Below are 15,082 nucleotides of genomic sequence, written 5' to 3'. Positions count from 1 at the left end.
GGGGGATGCGGTCCGGCTTTAACGAAGATTAATATGGGACCGTGGCTGAACGGGGGCTGAACGAAATTTGGCCAGGCGGGTTCATCCAACCGGGCGATTCAAGCGTGCGGCAAACACCGCAGGCCAGACCGGCCCGCGTCCATTCTGTCCAGGGCCGGTTCAGCCGATCGACAGGTTGACGGCTTTCGGACCCTTGCCGCGCTTGTCCGGCTCGGTGTCGAATGTCACTTTCTGCCCATCCTCAAGACCGGGAAGACCCGACGCCTGCACGGCCGAAATATGGACGAAGACATCCTTTGCCCCGTCGTCCGGCGTGATGAAGCCGAAGCCCTTGGCGTGATTGAAGAATTTGACGGTGCCGGTCTGCGGCATGGGAAGCTCCTTTGATCCCACAAGTCCAGTCTCGGGCCGGCAAATGCCCGGACGGAAATTTGTCCTTTATTTTAGTGCCATCGGCAAGAGAAAGTTTTGCGGGTGCCGGCAAGCATCCCAGAACACAAAAGGCGCGACGAAAACCGCCGCGCCTTTATAAAATTCACGTCACACAAAGCCTTGCAGCATCCTCACACCCGAAAGGACGCGCGGCACGCCGCCGTTCAGGCGGCGCGGAGATTGACCGCTTTCGGACCCTTGCCCATACGGTCGGGCTCGACATCGAAGGTGACCTTCTGACCGTCGACGAGCGTGCGCAGCCCGGAAGCCTCGATCGCCGAGATGTGGACGAACACATCCTTGGCGCCGCCATCGGGCGTGATAAAGCCGAAGCCTTTGGTAGCGTTGAAGAATTTAACGGTGCCGGTCTGGGCCATTGGGGAAACTCCTTCACCCGTGTCAGTCTTGGTGGTTCCGCCCGCCGCCTGGCGCCGTGGGCAAGTCCCGGTGGTTGCTTCGGCAGTCATGCACTGGCGCATGGTAAAACCCCCCGCCGAAAACGGGGCTGTCAGAGATTCACAGTATCGGGGAAAGGTCGTCCAAAACGTTCCGCTCTCCGGGTCGCAAATGCCCGAACACAAAATTTATCGCACGGAAACGTGATGCTTGCAAGATAGAGCCGCGGGCGGCCCAATAGGCGCATCCCGACGCATCGCACCGATAGTCCCGGTTCTCCGCGCGGTCATCGGCCAGACGCAGCCCAGGCATGGTCCAGCAAGCGGGGCCGGTGCTGTTTTGCCTTTGCGCCGGCATACCGCCTTGGTTGGCCATGCCGCCCGTTGCAAACAGGGGTTGCATTTGGCGGCGGAATGACGAGGATCGGCCGGACGCAGGCACCATTTGTGCAGGCACGAGCTTCGAGGGAGGGAACATTCATGCGGTTTCTTGCGGCAATCTTCTCGCGGCAGGGTTTTTCTATCCTGTTCCTGTCGGCAATTCTCGCGGCCTGCACCGTCGTGGTCGATGAGGGGCCGGGGCCGCGCCCGCCACGGCCGGGACCGCAATTCTGCACCAGGCAATATGACCCGGTCTGCGCAAGGCGCGGCGGGGACCGCCAGACCTTCGCCAACGCCTGCCTTGCCGAACGCGCCGGATACCGCATCATCCGTGAAGGCGAGTGCCGTGGCGGTGGTGGCGGCGGGGAGCAGACATTCTGTACCCGCGAATACCGCCCGGTCTGTGCCCGTCGCCATGGCGAACTGCGCACGTTCCCCAATGAATGCGAGGCCCGCGCGGCTGATTATCGGGTCGTCGATGATGGGCCGTGCTAGCGCACCGGCCTCACTGTTCGTCCGGATAGACACCATCGGCGGGGCCGACGTAGAGCTCGGCGCCGTCCTCGTTGGAGATGCGCAGGCGATCGGGGATCTGCGGCATCATCAACGTGTGAAGCAGCGTGGCGGCGCCTTGCAGGGCGGCGCGCAGGTTCGGCGCCTCCAGCGACACCCGATCGAGTGTCGCTTCGTCGGCATCGCGCGAGCGGTAGAACTCGATGACGAAGTTCAAGCACGCCTCCAGCAGATTGTCTGCGATCGACCCTAGCCTTTGGACTTGGGTTTCGTACCGGTCTCCGCCTGCTTGACCGCCGAGCCGAACGGCGAGGCCGGCTTTGCAGCCACCTTGTCCTTCTTGGGCTTGCGTGTCTCGCGGTTGCTTCGCTGTTGACCCTTGGCCATTTCTGATCCCTCGTGCGTGGGTGGTAATGTCGAGAGTGCTATCGCTCAGCCGGCCGGGTTGTCGACCGGTTCGAGATTATCTTCCGTCGTGACCCGCTCGTAGGTCTCCTGCTCGCTGCGGATGCGGTATTGCGGCGAGCCGTCCTTGACCGGCAGCCGGCTCTTGATCTGGAACAGCTCCGCGGTCTTTTGGACAAGGCCGATGCGGCTCTTCATGCGGACGGTCTGGCCGACGGTGAAGATATGCGACGGCGTATCCGTGCGCCGCGCACTCTGCTGGAAGCGGATCATGTAACGTTCTCCTGATCGTGCCGAAGCGCTGCTTCGAGTTCGGCGTGGTCGACGGCGACAAGCTGGCTGGTCGGGCTTTTCACCGTCCTTGACGGCAGATGGATGAAAGTGGCGACGCGGCGCCAGGCAAGCCACGACATGCCGTCGATCAGTTCCTCGTCGTGGTCGATGTCATAGTCGCCGGCCGGCTGCACGCCATCTAGCCCGCCAAGCACGAAAGGTGCCGCGAAATGCGCGATGGAATGAGTGGTGCGGGCAGACATTCTTGTGCCTTGAAGTTTCTTTCCGGCCTGGCCCTGAAAACGGGGCCTGCATTGCGGTATCGGGTATCGGCGATTTGAATGAGTTTTGGCGGGCCGAGAACCCCTGACGCCGCGAGGGGACCAAGCACGGCCCAAAAACGGTTCCATACCAATATTCTGAAAATGCGGCTTATTCAAGAAGATTCCGGCTTTTTGCCGCTACCAACGTAAAATTACTTTTCTATGGTTATTTGCGAAACGATGATACGGTGCCGGGCATCTCAAAAATTGTTTGAAGAAGTTCCGGAAGAGTTCCTCCGGCATTTGTGTTTATTTAGGTATGAAGGGAATAGAGTCATGAGTTCCGTAAGAACAGCGAATGTCCCGACAGTTGCAGTCGATCCTGTCGTCAAGCCGACAAAGGTCATATCGCCGCGCCTCACGATAAGAAGCGACGAGGCGGCAAGGCGAAGGATTGCCGACACCGACGGCACGGTGCGGCGGGCGCGCCAGCTTGCCGAAAGCAACCGCCTGATTTGACGCGCAAGCCATGACACTCAATTTTCCCAATCCCAGCCGGTCCTACGACGCTGCAGCCAAGCGCGTTCGTTTCGTCGGGCATGACGGCATGTTCGAAGTCCCGTTCTTTATCGAGGTTACGGCACTTTCGACGGTAAACCCGGCTGCAAGCGGAGCCGAAGCCGAATTCCTCAGTGCCTTCGACGCCAAGCGTTCGTCGATCCACGATATTGCGCGCGAAGCCTACTCGCACGGCCGCAAGAACATGTATGTGCTGACGCCGGCCGACTTTCGGTAAGTTCCCCGGGTTCGGAGGTTTGCTTCGTAGCGACCGCCGTCTGCTCTTGCACGTGCCGCAGCGATGGCCTAGATCGCGGCAGGCGGACAACACGGCAGGTTTCCCATCAACAGAGATCCGAGACAACCGGCAGGCACGCGTTACGGCTCAGGCGGACAGCCGCCGCTGGGGCTCGACCAGCACGTGCAGCGGGCGCTGCAGCTGCACCAGGCGGGGCGCCGGCAGGAAGCCGAGGCGCTTTACCGTCAGGTGCTGGCGCAAAAGGCCAACCACCCCGCTGCTGCGCATTTCCTCGGGCTTCTGCTGCACGAGACCGGGCGCAGCGCCGAGGGGCTGGCGCTGATCGAACAATCGGTGCGTCTGCAGCCGAACAATCCGGATTTCCTCAACAATCTCGGCACCGTGCTGCGCGACCTCGGCCGGGTAGCGGCCGCCGCCGATCTCTTCCGCAAGGTGGTGGCGATTCGGCCGGACCAGTTGGCGGCGCGCGACAATCTCGGCTCGTCGCTGAAGCAGCTCGGCCAATTCGAAGGCGCCGAAGATATTTATCGGGGCACGATCGGCCGCAACCCGTTCCATGTCCGCGCCCGCGTCGGGCTTGCCGAAACGCTGCAGGAAGCGGGCCGGCTGGATGAAGCACTGGCTGTTTTTCGCGAGGCGCTGACGATCCGGCCGAAGGATGCCGATCTTTTGCACGGCCTGGGCGTCGGGCTGATGGAAAAGGGCAATCTCGACGAGGCTGCGGATCTTTTCAGGCAGGCGCTGGCGGTGGACCCCGGCATGGCCAGGGCCTGGCTGATGCTCACCCAGGTCAAGCGCCAGAAGGAGCGCGACGCCGAGCTTGCCCGCATGGAGGCGGAGCACGCCAAGGCGGCGCAAGGCAGCCTGGCGCGCATGCAGCTTTCCTTCGGCCTCGGCAAGGCCAACGACGACCTCAGGGATTATGGCCGCGCTTTCGACTATTTCGCCGAAGGCAACGCGATCCGCCGCCAGGGCATCGACTACGACGCCGGCAAGACGCGCGGCGAGTTCGAGGCGATGAAGGCCGTATTCGACAAGACCTTTTTTGAAAAACACAGGCCGGGCGGGATCGCCGACGACACGCCGATCTTCGTTGTCGGCATGCCGCGATCCGGCACCACGCTGGTCGAGCAGATCATCGCCAGCCATCCGCAGGTCTATGGCGCCGGCGAGCTCAGCATATTGAAGACGGCGGTCGGTAAGCAGTTTCCGCTCAGCATGAAGGGCGGCTTTCCCTGGGGCATCGCCGACATGCCCGACAAGGCCTATGCTGAGGCCGGCCAGGCATATCTCGACATGCTGCGCGCCCGCTATCCAGGTTTTCGGCACGTCACAGACAAGATGCCCGGCAACTTCCTCTTGGTCGGCTTCATCCATATGATGCTGCCGAAGGCTAAGATCATCCATTGCGCGCGCGATGCGGCGGCGACCTGCCTGTCGATCTACAAGGTGCACTTTCGCGGCGACAGCCATCGCTACGGCTACGATCTCGACGAGCTCGCCGATTTCCACAACCTCTACACCGATATCATGGCGCACTGGCACGCCGTGCTGCCTGATGTCGTGCACGACGTTCGCTACGAGGATTTCGTCGCCGACCAGGAAGGCCAGTCGCGGGCGCTGATCGCCCATCTCGGCCTCCCATGGGACGACGCCGTGCTGTCGTTTCACCAGACCGACCGGCCGGTGCGCACGGCGTCGGCCGCGCAAGTGCGCCAGCCGATGTATCAGGGCTCGGTCGATCTGTGGAAGCGCTATGGCGACCGGCTGAAGCCGCTGCTCAATAAACTTGATCGAGGGGCGCCTACAGCTCGATGAAGGGCTGAAAACCGCCAAAGATCATGCGCTTGCCGTCGAACGGCATGGTCTCCCAGTCCGGCTTGAGGCGCGGATCGGCCATCACCTTGGCCATCACCGCATCACGATGCTGCCTGGATTCATAGACGACCCAGGAGAAGACGACGACCTCGTCTTCCTTGGCCTGCACGGCGCGCGGGAACGAGGTGAGCTCGCCATAGGGTACGTCGTCGCCAATGCATTCGACATAGGCCAACGCGCCATGCTCCTTCCAGACGGCGCCGGCCGTCTGCGCCATTTTCTTGTAGCCATCGAGATTTGCCTTGGGCACGGCCAGCACGAAACCGTCGACATAGGACATCTGACTTCCTCCATGTGATCGTTTTCCTCTCCCTTTAGAGCGGGGAGAGGTGATTTCAGACACAGCCTGTGTTGGATGTTAAGCTGCTTTCACCGGTGCGTTCATTGCCCATTCGACGCCGAACGGATCACGCATATTGCCCCAGCGGTCGCCCCAGAACATCACCTGCAACGGCACGACTGCCTCGCAACCCGCCTCGATGGCCCGCTTCCACCAGGCGTCGATGTCGTCGCTGCCGAGATGGAGCTGCATGGTGTAGCCCTGCGGCTTCACAGGGGCCATTCCATGCTCGGGATAGAAGTCGGAAAGCATCAGGGTCGAACCGTTGATGTGGAGATGGATATGCATGGTGCGGCCCTGTTCATCCGGCGGATAGGCAAAGACCTGCTCGGCACCGAAGGCCTTTTGGTAAAATTCTGCGGCTTTGAAAGCGCCGTCCAGCTGAAGGTAGGGCGTCAATCCGCCAAGCACTTTGGCGGCGGACTGGGTCTGCGGCTGATCATTCATGTCATGCTCCTCTTTGCGTCTGGTTGGCCTTTGCGAACCACAGGACGAACGGAACGGCGAAGATCCTACACGGCCGATGGTTTGGATTCGAAATGGCGCCTGCCGCGACGGCCAACTGCCACCTTTCAACCTTCGATGCGAATCCGCGGGCTGTTTTGCGCGTCGACGACGATTTCCGGCCAGCCGATATCTTTGCGCAACTCGATCGGCAATGAAAGGATGGCGCGTTCGCTGCGATAACGGGCGCGAGCCGCCGAGTAACGCGTCACGGCGTGACCTATGGATGACAGAATAGACATGATGCTTTCTCCTCGATTGGCGCCGGCATCACCGTGTCGGCGTCCCAAGGACGTGGCATGCGATCATCATCCGACAGAGCGCCGGATTTTTTTCCGCAATTTTTTAACCGCCCGCTTCGGCTATCTCCTGGAAGAAAGCTTCCGGGCTATCGATCTCGGGTGCCCACCAAGTTCCCTGCGGAGCACCTCGCCGCAATAGCTGCCCAACGCAAACAAGCGCAGCCCGAGATCCTCGGACATCAAACGGCCCGAGATGGGCTCACCATCCTTCGTCTGCTCGCGAAAGAACCGTTCCACCTCCGATATGCTCTGTGGAGTGAAATCGGCGCGGTAGCCCGAACTTTGCAGTGCCTTGGATATCCATTGTGCAGCGATCGGAATGTCATCCTGCAAGCGCCGCGGCGCGTTCGTTGTTTGAGACGCCGCGCGGGACGGCAGGAAAGCTGCGGCGACGGCTGCGAGAAGTCCAAAGAAACGACGCGTCATCATCCGCAGCCATCCAAGCGATGAAGTTATATGCGGCGCTCGCGGGGCGCCACGTCGGCCAATGGCAAGGACGGTGACAGTCGGCGGTGACTGTCACACTGACCTCAAGTGGCCTCCGCTTACTCCGTATTCTTTGTTCAAATCCAGCAGGAAATGTCCAAACACCGCACTTCTGCGAAGATCAACAACGATCACAAGAAGGGCGTTGAACCTGCCGGTACCAATCAAAACTTGATCAAACCGGTTTTGGGCATCTCGGTAGACATAGTGCACGTCGTTCAAATAGGGCAGCCCGATCTCATCCAGATCTAGTGCGTCGACATACGGCCATATGTTCGCAGCAGCCTCCGCCGTCGCGGTGACGTTCGTCATAGGCTCTGCAAAACAAGCCTTGAATTCGTATTCCTCAAGTCTGCGAGTGACTAACATCGCCTATTCTAGGAGATAGCGCCGGAAGCTCGCAACAGTGCGGCAGACGGGCGCCTCCCTTCTCCCCTTGTTTGTGGGAGAAGGTGGCCGAGCGAAGCTCGGTCGATGAGGGGTGTTCCAGCTTGGCATCGACGGCGCTCCGTCCAGCACCCCTCAACCGTCTCGGCGCTGCGTGCCGATCCACCTTCTCCCACAACAAGGGGAGAAGGGAAGCTCGCTACCGTCCCGGCCGACCCGTCTTTCCCGGCCGACGCTTTTCGCGGCGGGCGTCGGCGGGGTCTTCGTAGGAGCCGATGCCGGCGCGCTGACGAACGATTGGCTTCGCGGAATCGTCGCGATCCTTCGCGCCCCCCTCTGCCCTGCCCTCTTTGCCACCACTTGGCATCTCCCCCACGAGGGGGGAGATCGGCTGTGGTTTCGCCGGCGCTTTTCCCTGGACCGGCTTCTCGGTCCGCCGCACCGTCATCTCGTCCAGTGAGTTCTTCCTGAACAGCGGCTTGGTCGGTTCACCCGGTATACCGAAATCCGAACCGTGCGCTTCCTGCGCCGACTGTTTCTTGAACAGCGAACGGGAGACCGCGCCTGACGGCGTCGGCATGTCGGTCCCAGGTCCCATATCGTCCAGCGAAGGTTTCGCGAACAGCGGCTTCTTGACCGGTACGGCGCCGTCTGCGCCCATTTCGTCGAGCTCCGGCTTGCGGAAGAGGTTGGGCCGGGCAGCCTTGGCCGCCTCTTCGGCGGCATGTGCCTCGTCGAGCTTGCGGAAACGCTCCTGTTCCTCTGCTGTACGATGTTTGGCCACGCCCTTGTTGTGCTTGCCCTTTTCGCGGCCCGAAACCGGGCTTTCCATGTCGGCATATTTGGCCAGCGGGTCGTCCGAGATGGACAGTTCCATCTCGCGCAGCCGCTTGATCTCGTCGCGGATGCGGGCCGCCTTTTCGAAATCGAGGTTGGCGGCGGCGTCGCGCATCTGCTTTTCCAGGGCGTCGAGATGCGCCTTCAGATTGTTGCCCATCATCGCGCCGGCGCTGTCGGTGAACTGCGAAATGTCGGCGCGGACATGATCCTTCTCGTAGACCGAATCCAGAATGTCGGAGATGCGCGACTTGACCGATTCCGGAGTGATGCCGTTGGCCGCGTTCCATTCCATCTGCTTTTCGCGGCGGCGATTGGTCTCGGCCATCGCGCGCTCCATCGAGCCGGTGACCTGGTCGGCATAGAGGATCACCTTGCCGTCGACGTTTCTGGCGGCGCGGCCGATGGTCTGGATCAGCGATGTCTCGGAGCGCAGGAAGCCTTCCTTGTCCGCGTCGAGAATGGCGACGAAGCCGCATTCGGGAATGTCGAGGCCTTCGCGCAGCAAATTGATGCCGACCAGCACGTCGAAGGCGCCGAGGCGCAGATCGCGCAGGATTTCGATGCGCTCCAGCGTGTCGATGTCGGAGTGCATGTAGCGGACGCGAATGCCTTGCTCATGCAGATATTCGGTCAAATCCTCGGCCATGCGCTTGGTCAGCACGGTGACCAGCGTGCGGTAGCCGGCCCTCGTGGTCTCGCGGATTTCGCCGACGACGTCGTCGACCTGTGTCTTGGCCGGGCGCACTTCAACCGGCGGGTCGATCAGGCCGGTCGGGCGGATGACCTGCTCGGCGAAGACGCCGCCGGACTGCTCCATCTCCCAGGCGCCGGGCGTCGCCGAAACCGCGACAGAGAGCGGGCGCATGGCGTCCCACTCCTCGAAGCGCAGCGGCCGGTTGTCCATGCAGGACGGCAGGCGGAAACCATACTCGGCCAGCGTCGCCTTACGGCGAAAGTCGCCGCGATACATGCCGCCGATCTGCGGTATGGTGACATGGCTTTCATCGATGAAGACCAGCGCATTGTCGGGAATGTATTCGAACAAGGTCGGCGGCGGATCGCCCGGCTTGCGGCCGGTCAGATAACGCGAGTAATTCTCGATGCCGGCGCAGGAACCGGTCGCCTCCAGCATCTCCAGATCGAAGCGGGTGCGCTGCTCAAGCCGCTGCGCCTCAAGCAGGCGGCCAGCCTTTTCAAGCTCTTGCAGCCGATATTTGAGTTCTTCCTTGATCGACTTGATGGCCTGGTTCAAGGTCGGGCGCGGCGTCACATAATGCGAATTGGCGTAGATCTTGACGCTCTTCAACTCGCCGGTCTTCTGGCCGGTCAGCGGATCGAATTCGGTGATCGCCTCGATCTCGTCGCCGAACAGCGAGATGCGCCAGGCGCGGTCCTCAAGGTGGGCCGGGAAGATCTCGATCGTATCGCCGCGCACCCGGAACGAGCCGCGGACGAAGTTGATGTCCTGGCGCTTGTATTGCTGGGCGACGAGGTCGGCGAGCAGCGCGCGCTGGTCGAGCCGGTCGCCGATCTGCATCTGGAAGGTCATCGCCGTATAGGTCTCGACCGAGCCGATACCGTAGATGCAGGACACCGAGGCGACGATGATGACGTCGTCGCGCTCGAGCAGCGAGCGCGTCGCCGAATGGCGCATGCGGTCGATCTGCTCGTTGATCGAGGATTCCTTCTCGATGTAGGTGTCGGTCCGGGGCACATAGGCCTCGGGCTGGTAGTAGTCGTAGTAGGAGACGAAATACTCGACGGCGTTTTCCGGGAAGAATTTCTTGAACTCGGAATAGAGCTGCGCGGCCAGCGTCTTGTTGGGCGCCAGGATCAGAGCAGGGCGTTGCGTCTCCTCGATCACCTTGGCCATGGTGAAGGTCTTGCCCGAGCCGGTGACGCCGAGCAGCACCTGGGTGCGGTCGTTGCTGTTGACGCCCTCGACGAGATCCTTGATCGCGGTCGGCTGGTCGCCGGCCGGCTCGAAATCCGAGACCATCCTGATGGCGATGCCACCTTCGGATTTCTCAGGCCGGGCAGGGCGGTGCGGCGTCCACAGCACGCCGTCCTTGTGCAGCGGATTGCCGGATTCGATCAGCGCCGACAGCGCTGCGACGGTGGCGGTGACGCCGCCCGAGGCCATGGTCTCGGCGTCCTCCAGCGAAATGTCGAGGCCGGCGACAGGGTTGAGACCGGCCGCAGTGCGCTCCCGCGCCGAAGCCGCGCCGCCCATCGAGGTACCGCGTGCCGTACGGCCGGGGGAAGAGGAGCGCTCGGGGATTTTCTTGGCAGACTTGGCGCCTTCCCTCCCCCTCGAGGGGAGGGTGGCGGCGGAGCCGCCGGGTGGGGTCGGTGCGGCAGTGCTCTGCGACCTTTCATGCCGAGCGCTTCCTTTGCCGACCCCCTCTGTCGCCTTCGGCGACATCTCCCCCTCGAGGGGGGAGATTTGACGCCCTTCCTTCTCGGCTTCCTGCTCGATCTGCTCCGCCCAGTCGGCAATCGAGCCGGTCAGCGGCGCGCCGGTGAACTCGGCCTGCGGCGCCTCGGCAAAGCCGCCCTTGTACAGGGGCTCCGAGGCATCGAGGAAATCGGTCAGCGGACTGCGCCGCTTGGGCGGCGAAGCGCGCTCGTCATTCGCCGGCGGCGGCGTTTTCTTGTCGGAGAGTCTGGCCATGGCCCGAATATGGGAGGTATCGGCCAAAATGGAAAGAGCGGAGTGGCGGGTGGCGCGAGGGGCAATTTGGCTGCTGACAGCAGGCTGTCAGGAATAGCGTCGACGCACTCCCTCAATTGAACCAAAGCGCGAACGTCAGAAACCCGGCGCCGCCGAACTGGCGCTGGATCTGGTTGAACTCCTCGCTGGTGAGAATCTTGCCGTGTTCGAGATAGGGCGCGATGGCCGGGCCGGTGATCGACAGCACCAGGTCGAAGGGCTTCGGCTCGTCGAAGAAGCGCTTCATGTTGATGCCTTTGTCGGCGATGCGGAAATGCGGCAGCAAGGTGCGGCCTTCCAGAAGATCCTCGGCCATATCAAGGGCGGCGAGCCAGGCCTGCACCTGCTGCTCGCCGACTTCAAGGCCGGTCAGCGGGCTGGCGCCTTTCTGCTGCGGCCCGGGCAGCCATTCGCGGTCATTGTCGGTTTCGGCGCGGATGGCTTTCCAGTCCTCGCGCGACAGGCGGATCATCTCCATCAGATGGCGGCGCGCCGCTTGCCGGCGCTCAGGCTCGACCACTTGCCAGTTGACGAGATGCACCAGGGAGATGAAGTCGGCGAGGCGCCATTCGGATGTCAGGATGCCGCCATTCATGCCACCGTCCAGCGGCACGAGCGTATCCTGCAGCGGCAGTTTTGCGCGCGGGAACAGCATGTGGAAGGAGCCGTCGAAGGTGTTTTTGAAATCATGCGCCAGCCAGAAGTCGGCCTGCGCCATGAGGAACTCGGCATAGCCCTGCAGCCAATAGCCGTCGGCGCGGTCGAAGCGGAAGGTGAGGGCGGGCGCGGCCGCGTCTGGCACACCGCCGCCGCGTGACAGAGACGCCATGATCGCGGCGGCACTTTCGTCCGGCGCGATCTGGCCATCCTCGTTGAGATCGATGCCGAGGCGGGTGAGGTCGATGACCATGCCGATGTCCGCGTCGACGGGTACCGAACCCAGCGTGGCTGCGGATTTCTCCAGTCGGTCGCGGAAGGCGACGAGAATGGCGCGGAATTGTCCGTAGGTCAGCGGCTCGGGATCGGGGTTGTCCGGCACCGGCAGCCGCATCAGCGGCAGCATGAAGGATTGCGGGCTTTCGAAACCGTGGCGATGCAGGCCGCCGGCCAGGATCTCCAGCGCGGTGAAGAATTCGCCGGCGCCGGCGGCGTAGGCGGCTGCCGGATCGCCTGGCGCGGCGGTTTCAAGAGCGGCAAGAGCGCCGTTACGCTCGGCTACGGTTTTTGCCTCGAACAGGGCCGCGGTATCCGGCACAGCGGCGCCGGCCGAAGACAGCGGCGGGAAAAGAACGATGGCGCATGCCATCAGCCTGGAAAAACGCGTCATCGTGATCACCCCTTTTGTCGCTCCGCAGCGGATCATACACGCATTTGGTTCGCGCGCCTGTAGCCCTGTGGTTCAACGACAACAGTCAGCGCTTCAATCAATCCGGCTGGCGGTCTACACAAGGCAAACCGTTGGGCCGTCGCGTGTCGAATTATCCGCTTTCCTACAAACTGTCCTGGCTGCCACGCTTCCTCCGGCCTTCGCTCGATGGCGACGCGCGCGGCTTTGCTCCGGCGGCCGCAACCCTGCTCGACCCGCCGCCGGCCCGCACGGTGCGGCTGGCTTTCGTCGGCGATATCTCGGCGGTGGCCAATCGCAGCCCGCCGGACTGCGACCCGGCGATCGCGGCACTGCTTGCCTCGGCCGATCTCGTGGTCGGCAATTGCGAAAGCCCGGTGGTGGAACGGCCGAGCGCTGTTTTGGGTACGAGGTTTGGCACGCACCACGCGATGAACGAGCGGTTCCTTGCCGAGGCGCTGGCCGCTGCCGGCATTTCGCGCGAAAAACTGGTGCTGTCGCTGGCCAACAACCATGTGCTCGACCAGGGCATCGCCGGCTTCGACGAGACGGTCGCCGTGCTGGAGCAATTAGGCATCCGCACGATCGGCACTGCGGCTCCGGTCGAGCGGTTTGCGGTTGGTTCGCTGACCATAGGCCTTGCCGCCTTTACCTTGTGGCGCAATGCCGACGCGGCGCAGTTCGCGGGCCGTGTCTCGATGCAAGGCGATCCGGCGCAATGGCCGCGCGATGCCGCTTCGGGTGTCGACCTCCTCTGCGCGGTGCCGCATTGGGATTGGGAATTCCGGCATTTTCCACGTGCGAGGACGCGGGCACTGGCGCGGCTTCTGGCCGAACATGGCGTCTGCCTGATCGCCGGGCATCATGCCCATGTCGTGCAGCCGATCGAGCGGATCGGCGAGACGCTGGTCGCCTATGGACTCGGCGATTTCTTCGGCACCGCCTTCGCGCGCCAGCCTTGGCCTGGCCGCATCGGTGCCATTCTCGTCGTCGACATCAGCGCCGATCCCGGCACGCGCGGCGCCATTGCCGCCTACCGGCTGCATGCCTTCATGCGGCTGCGCGCCGGCGATCACGAGCGGCTGGTGCCGGTTGAAATGTTGAAGGGAAATCCAAGGCAAAGGGTTCTGGCCCGCCTCGATGCGATCTTCAGTGCCGGGCGCTGACGGCTGCGCTGACGCGGTCCACCAAACCGGCTATCATGCCCAGCGCGGGCAGGCTTGTGGCGGCGGTGGGTGATGGAAACTGCGGATTTCATGCCGAGCGAAGCGGTGATCGCCGGCCTCAGGAAGAACATCGAGGCCTATGAGGCCGAAAGAGCTTCGGCCCATCGCCGGACGCGCTGGCGGGTCCCACTGTTCATCGGGCTGGTGCTGGCGTTCGTGGTGTTTGTGGCCTGGCTCTTCAACGGGGTTGCAGACCCGAACGAGCAGTGGGTCTCGACCCCGCATGTGTTCCTCTATGTCGGCGGACTCCTGGCAGCGATCTTGCTCTATTTCCGGGCGATCAAGCCAGCGAGCAAATTGCAGCAGTCGTTTCGCAGCACGCTGTTGCCGATCATCTTCGGTTTCATCGAGGACATGCGGTATCGGAACAACGTCAAGCCGAATTCGTTCGACCGGCTGCCGCGTGAGACGGTTGGTTCGTTCAACCGACAGTCTTTCGACGATGTTTTCTCCGGCCGCTATGAAGGGTTTCCATTCGAACTGTACGAAGCAGATCTACGGGAAGGGACGGGCAAGAGCACGACGGCAGTGTTCAAGGGCGTGATCGTCGCCTTCGAGACGATCGTGCCGTTCCCCGGCACATTGGTGGCCGCGCGCCGGACCAACAAGGTCGTCGGCTTCCTCCGCGGCATCTTCGGCAGCAAGATGCAGGAACTATCCAGCGGCGTACCCGAACTCGACGCCGCCTATGAGTTCCGCACCGACAATATCGAGGCGGCGCGGCCGCTGGTGACCGGCCGGCTGGCGCAGGCGCTGCAATGGCTCGGCGAGACCCGGCCGAACGATCCGGCACGCGTCGCGCTCAACGGCAGCGACGGCTTCCTCCTGCTGCCGCAGGAACGGAATTTCTTCGAGCTGCCGGATGTCTCCACGCGCCTCGACTACACCAAGCATGTCGCGCCGATGATCGCCGACATGGGCGCGATGCTGGCGACGGCGGCACTGGTGCGCAAGATCGGGGCGGGGGACGAGGAGGCGGGGTAGTCCGGCTGGGCGGTCAGCAATCGAAGCCGCGTTGGCTACGCATGTAGTCGACTTCTTCCTTCGGCATCGACTTGAACATCACACAGACGGTGAAACTGCCAACCTGGTGACCGTTTTTGGTATATCCCCAGTCGGAAATATCGTCTCGGTTGAATTCTACATACTGGCCAGCCACGACGTTGTGGACGCTATGTGGCTCATTCGCCAATATCCCCACGAATCCGGTTTCGTTCCGCTGGAACGGGATGACCCAGAAGTGTTCGGTCACATGTCCGTCCTTGATCATCACCTTCAGTTTGAATGTGTCCGTTCCAGGTGGCGGTGTCTGGGATAATGCCAGGAATGCATCCAGGGTGGCACGTGCCTGTGCAGTCGCCGCCGCCATATCTGGATCGTCAGGCGCGACTGCGACGACGCTGTCGTCGCCCTGACTGGAGTCGTGAGCCTCGGCGCATATCGGAGCAAGCTCTAGCATCAGGGACAGTATCGCGCGGGACACGAGCTTCATGGAATGGGCGCCATACAATGGTCAGCATCATCATGGATCCGTTCGGATTTTCAATCATAGCGCGAATCATACCTCAATTGCAACCATAAG

General features: G+C 62.5%; 20 protein-coding genes. 6 read left to right on the top strand and 14 right to left on the bottom strand.

All coding sequences use genetic code 11. The annotated features are described in order from the left end of the window. Nucleotides 1-159 precede the first annotated feature (159 nt). Both NKJ72_RS15455 and NKJ72_RS15450 read right to left on the bottom strand, forming a co-directional pair. Nucleotides 160-372 carry a cold-shock protein gene (locus NKJ72_RS15455; protein ID WP_006202521.1) on the bottom strand — a complete coding sequence of 71 codons (213 nt, stop codon included), beginning with the start codon at nucleotides 370-372 and terminating at the stop codon, nucleotides 160-162. A gap of 224 nt (nucleotides 373-596) precedes the next feature. Continuing rightward, complete coding sequence (locus NKJ72_RS15450) at nucleotides 597-809, bottom strand: cold-shock protein (protein ID WP_006202520.1); 213 nt, start codon at nucleotides 807-809, stop codon at nucleotides 597-599. 498 nt (nucleotides 810-1,307) lie between these two features. Here NKJ72_RS15450 and NKJ72_RS15445 point away from each other — a divergent pair, with 498 nt between their 5' ends. Continuing rightward, nucleotides 1,308-1,703: a Kazal-type serine protease inhibitor family protein gene (locus NKJ72_RS15445; protein WP_352477940.1), complete on the top strand. Its 396-nt coding sequence runs from the start codon at nucleotides 1,308-1,310 to the stop codon at nucleotides 1,701-1,703. 10 nt (nucleotides 1,704-1,713) lie between these two features. On the opposite strand, the gene NKJ72_RS15440 is transcribed toward NKJ72_RS15445, so the two are convergent. Genes NKJ72_RS15440 through NKJ72_RS15425 form a run of 4 tightly spaced genes read right to left on the bottom strand, consistent with a single transcriptional unit; the run spans nucleotide 1,714 to nucleotide 2,662 of the window. Next, nucleotides 1,714-1,938 (bottom strand): hypothetical protein, encoded by a 225-nt coding sequence (locus tag NKJ72_RS15440; protein WP_352477938.1) that lies wholly within the window; start codon nucleotides 1,936-1,938, stop codon nucleotides 1,714-1,716. Between the two features lie 32 nt (nucleotides 1,939-1,970). Continuing rightward, nucleotides 1,971-2,108, bottom strand: a complete 138-nt coding sequence (locus NKJ72_RS15435) for a hypothetical protein (RefSeq protein ID WP_254819207.1) — start codon at nucleotides 2,106-2,108, stop codon at nucleotides 1,971-1,973. A gap of 45 nt (nucleotides 2,109-2,153) precedes the next feature. Next, nucleotides 2,154-2,399: a hypothetical protein gene (locus NKJ72_RS15430; protein ID WP_254819208.1), complete on the bottom strand. Its 246-nt coding sequence runs from the start codon at nucleotides 2,397-2,399 to the stop codon at nucleotides 2,154-2,156. Continuing rightward, a complete protein-coding gene (locus NKJ72_RS15425) occupies nucleotides 2,396-2,662 on the bottom strand; it encodes a hypothetical protein (protein ID WP_352477936.1) in 267 nt (88 codons plus the stop codon). The genes NKJ72_RS15430 and NKJ72_RS15425 overlap by 4 nt, the downstream gene beginning before the upstream one ends. Before the next feature lie 336 nt (nucleotides 2,663-2,998). Between NKJ72_RS15425 and NKJ72_RS15420 the strand changes: the two genes are divergently transcribed. From NKJ72_RS15420 to NKJ72_RS15410, 3 genes are all read left to right on the top strand, one after another. Then, complete coding sequence (locus NKJ72_RS15420) at nucleotides 2,999-3,181, top strand: hypothetical protein (protein WP_352477934.1); 183 nt, start codon at nucleotides 2,999-3,001, stop codon at nucleotides 3,179-3,181. Nucleotides 3,182-3,191: 10 nt separating this feature from the next. Then, nucleotides 3,192-3,458 carry a DUF1488 family protein gene (locus NKJ72_RS15415; protein WP_254819211.1) on the top strand — a complete coding sequence of 89 codons (267 nt, stop codon included), beginning with the start codon at nucleotides 3,192-3,194 and terminating at the stop codon, nucleotides 3,456-3,458. 183 nt (nucleotides 3,459-3,641) lie between these two features. After that, on the top strand, nucleotides 3,642-5,297 hold the full coding sequence (locus NKJ72_RS15410) for a tetratricopeptide repeat-containing sulfotransferase family protein (RefSeq protein ID WP_352477932.1): 1,656 nt from the start codon (nucleotides 3,642-3,644) through the stop codon (nucleotides 5,295-5,297). Here NKJ72_RS15410 and NKJ72_RS15405 read toward each other — a convergent pair. From NKJ72_RS15405 to NKJ72_RS15375, 7 genes are all read right to left on the bottom strand, one after another. After that, entirely contained in the window at nucleotides 5,284-5,637 is a 354-nt protein-coding gene (locus NKJ72_RS15405) for a DUF1428 domain-containing protein (protein WP_352477930.1), read from the bottom strand. The two genes, NKJ72_RS15410 and NKJ72_RS15405, sit on opposite strands and share 14 nt — an antisense overlap. Before the next feature lie 78 nt (nucleotides 5,638-5,715). Next, nucleotides 5,716-6,144 (bottom strand): VOC family protein, encoded by a 429-nt coding sequence (locus tag NKJ72_RS15400; protein ID WP_352477929.1) that lies wholly within the window; start codon nucleotides 6,142-6,144, stop codon nucleotides 5,716-5,718. A gap of 125 nt (nucleotides 6,145-6,269) precedes the next feature. Continuing rightward, a complete protein-coding gene (locus NKJ72_RS15395; RefSeq protein WP_023719167.1) occupies nucleotides 6,270-6,443 on the bottom strand; it encodes a hypothetical protein in 174 nt (57 codons plus the stop codon). Nucleotides 6,444-6,563: 120 nt separating this feature from the next. Continuing rightward, entirely contained in the window at nucleotides 6,564-6,932 is a 369-nt protein-coding gene (locus NKJ72_RS15390; RefSeq protein WP_352477928.1) for a hypothetical protein, read from the bottom strand. Between the two features lie 90 nt (nucleotides 6,933-7,022). After that, nucleotides 7,023-7,301 (bottom strand): hypothetical protein, encoded by a 279-nt coding sequence (locus tag NKJ72_RS15385; protein WP_352477927.1) that lies wholly within the window; start codon nucleotides 7,299-7,301, stop codon nucleotides 7,023-7,025. Nucleotides 7,302-7,575: 274 nt separating this feature from the next. Further along, a complete protein-coding gene (gene uvrB / locus NKJ72_RS15380; RefSeq protein WP_352477926.1) occupies nucleotides 7,576-10,890 on the bottom strand; it encodes an excinuclease ABC subunit UvrB in 3,315 nt (1,104 codons plus the stop codon). Nucleotides 10,891-11,002: 112 nt separating this feature from the next. Then, on the bottom strand, nucleotides 11,003-12,256 hold the full coding sequence (locus NKJ72_RS15375) for a hypothetical protein (RefSeq protein WP_352477925.1): 1,254 nt from the start codon (nucleotides 12,254-12,256) through the stop codon (nucleotides 11,003-11,005). Nucleotides 12,257-12,399: 143 nt separating this feature from the next. On the opposite strand from NKJ72_RS15375, the gene NKJ72_RS15370 reads away from it, so the two are divergent. Beyond that, entirely contained in the window at nucleotides 12,400-13,440 is a 1,041-nt protein-coding gene (locus NKJ72_RS15370; protein ID WP_352477923.1) for a CapA family protein, read from the top strand. Nucleotides 13,441-13,512: 72 nt separating this feature from the next. After that, nucleotides 13,513-14,484, top strand: a complete 972-nt coding sequence (locus NKJ72_RS15365) for a hypothetical protein (RefSeq protein ID WP_352477921.1) — start codon at nucleotides 13,513-13,515, stop codon at nucleotides 14,482-14,484. A gap of 13 nt (nucleotides 14,485-14,497) precedes the next feature. On the opposite strand, the gene NKJ72_RS15360 is transcribed toward NKJ72_RS15365, so the two are convergent. Next, entirely contained in the window at nucleotides 14,498-14,992 is a 495-nt protein-coding gene (locus tag NKJ72_RS15360) for a YegJ family protein (RefSeq protein ID WP_254819220.1), read from the bottom strand. Nucleotides 14,993-15,082 lie beyond the last annotated feature (90 nt).

The sequence above is a fragment of the Mesorhizobium sp. M0045 genome (assembly GCF_040323385.1).
In the GTDB taxonomy this organism is placed as follows: domain Bacteria; phylum Pseudomonadota; class Alphaproteobacteria; order Rhizobiales; family Rhizobiaceae; genus Mesorhizobium.
Note: the sequence above shows the minus strand (reverse complement) of the source record. Positions and strands in the feature narration are given on the sequence as shown.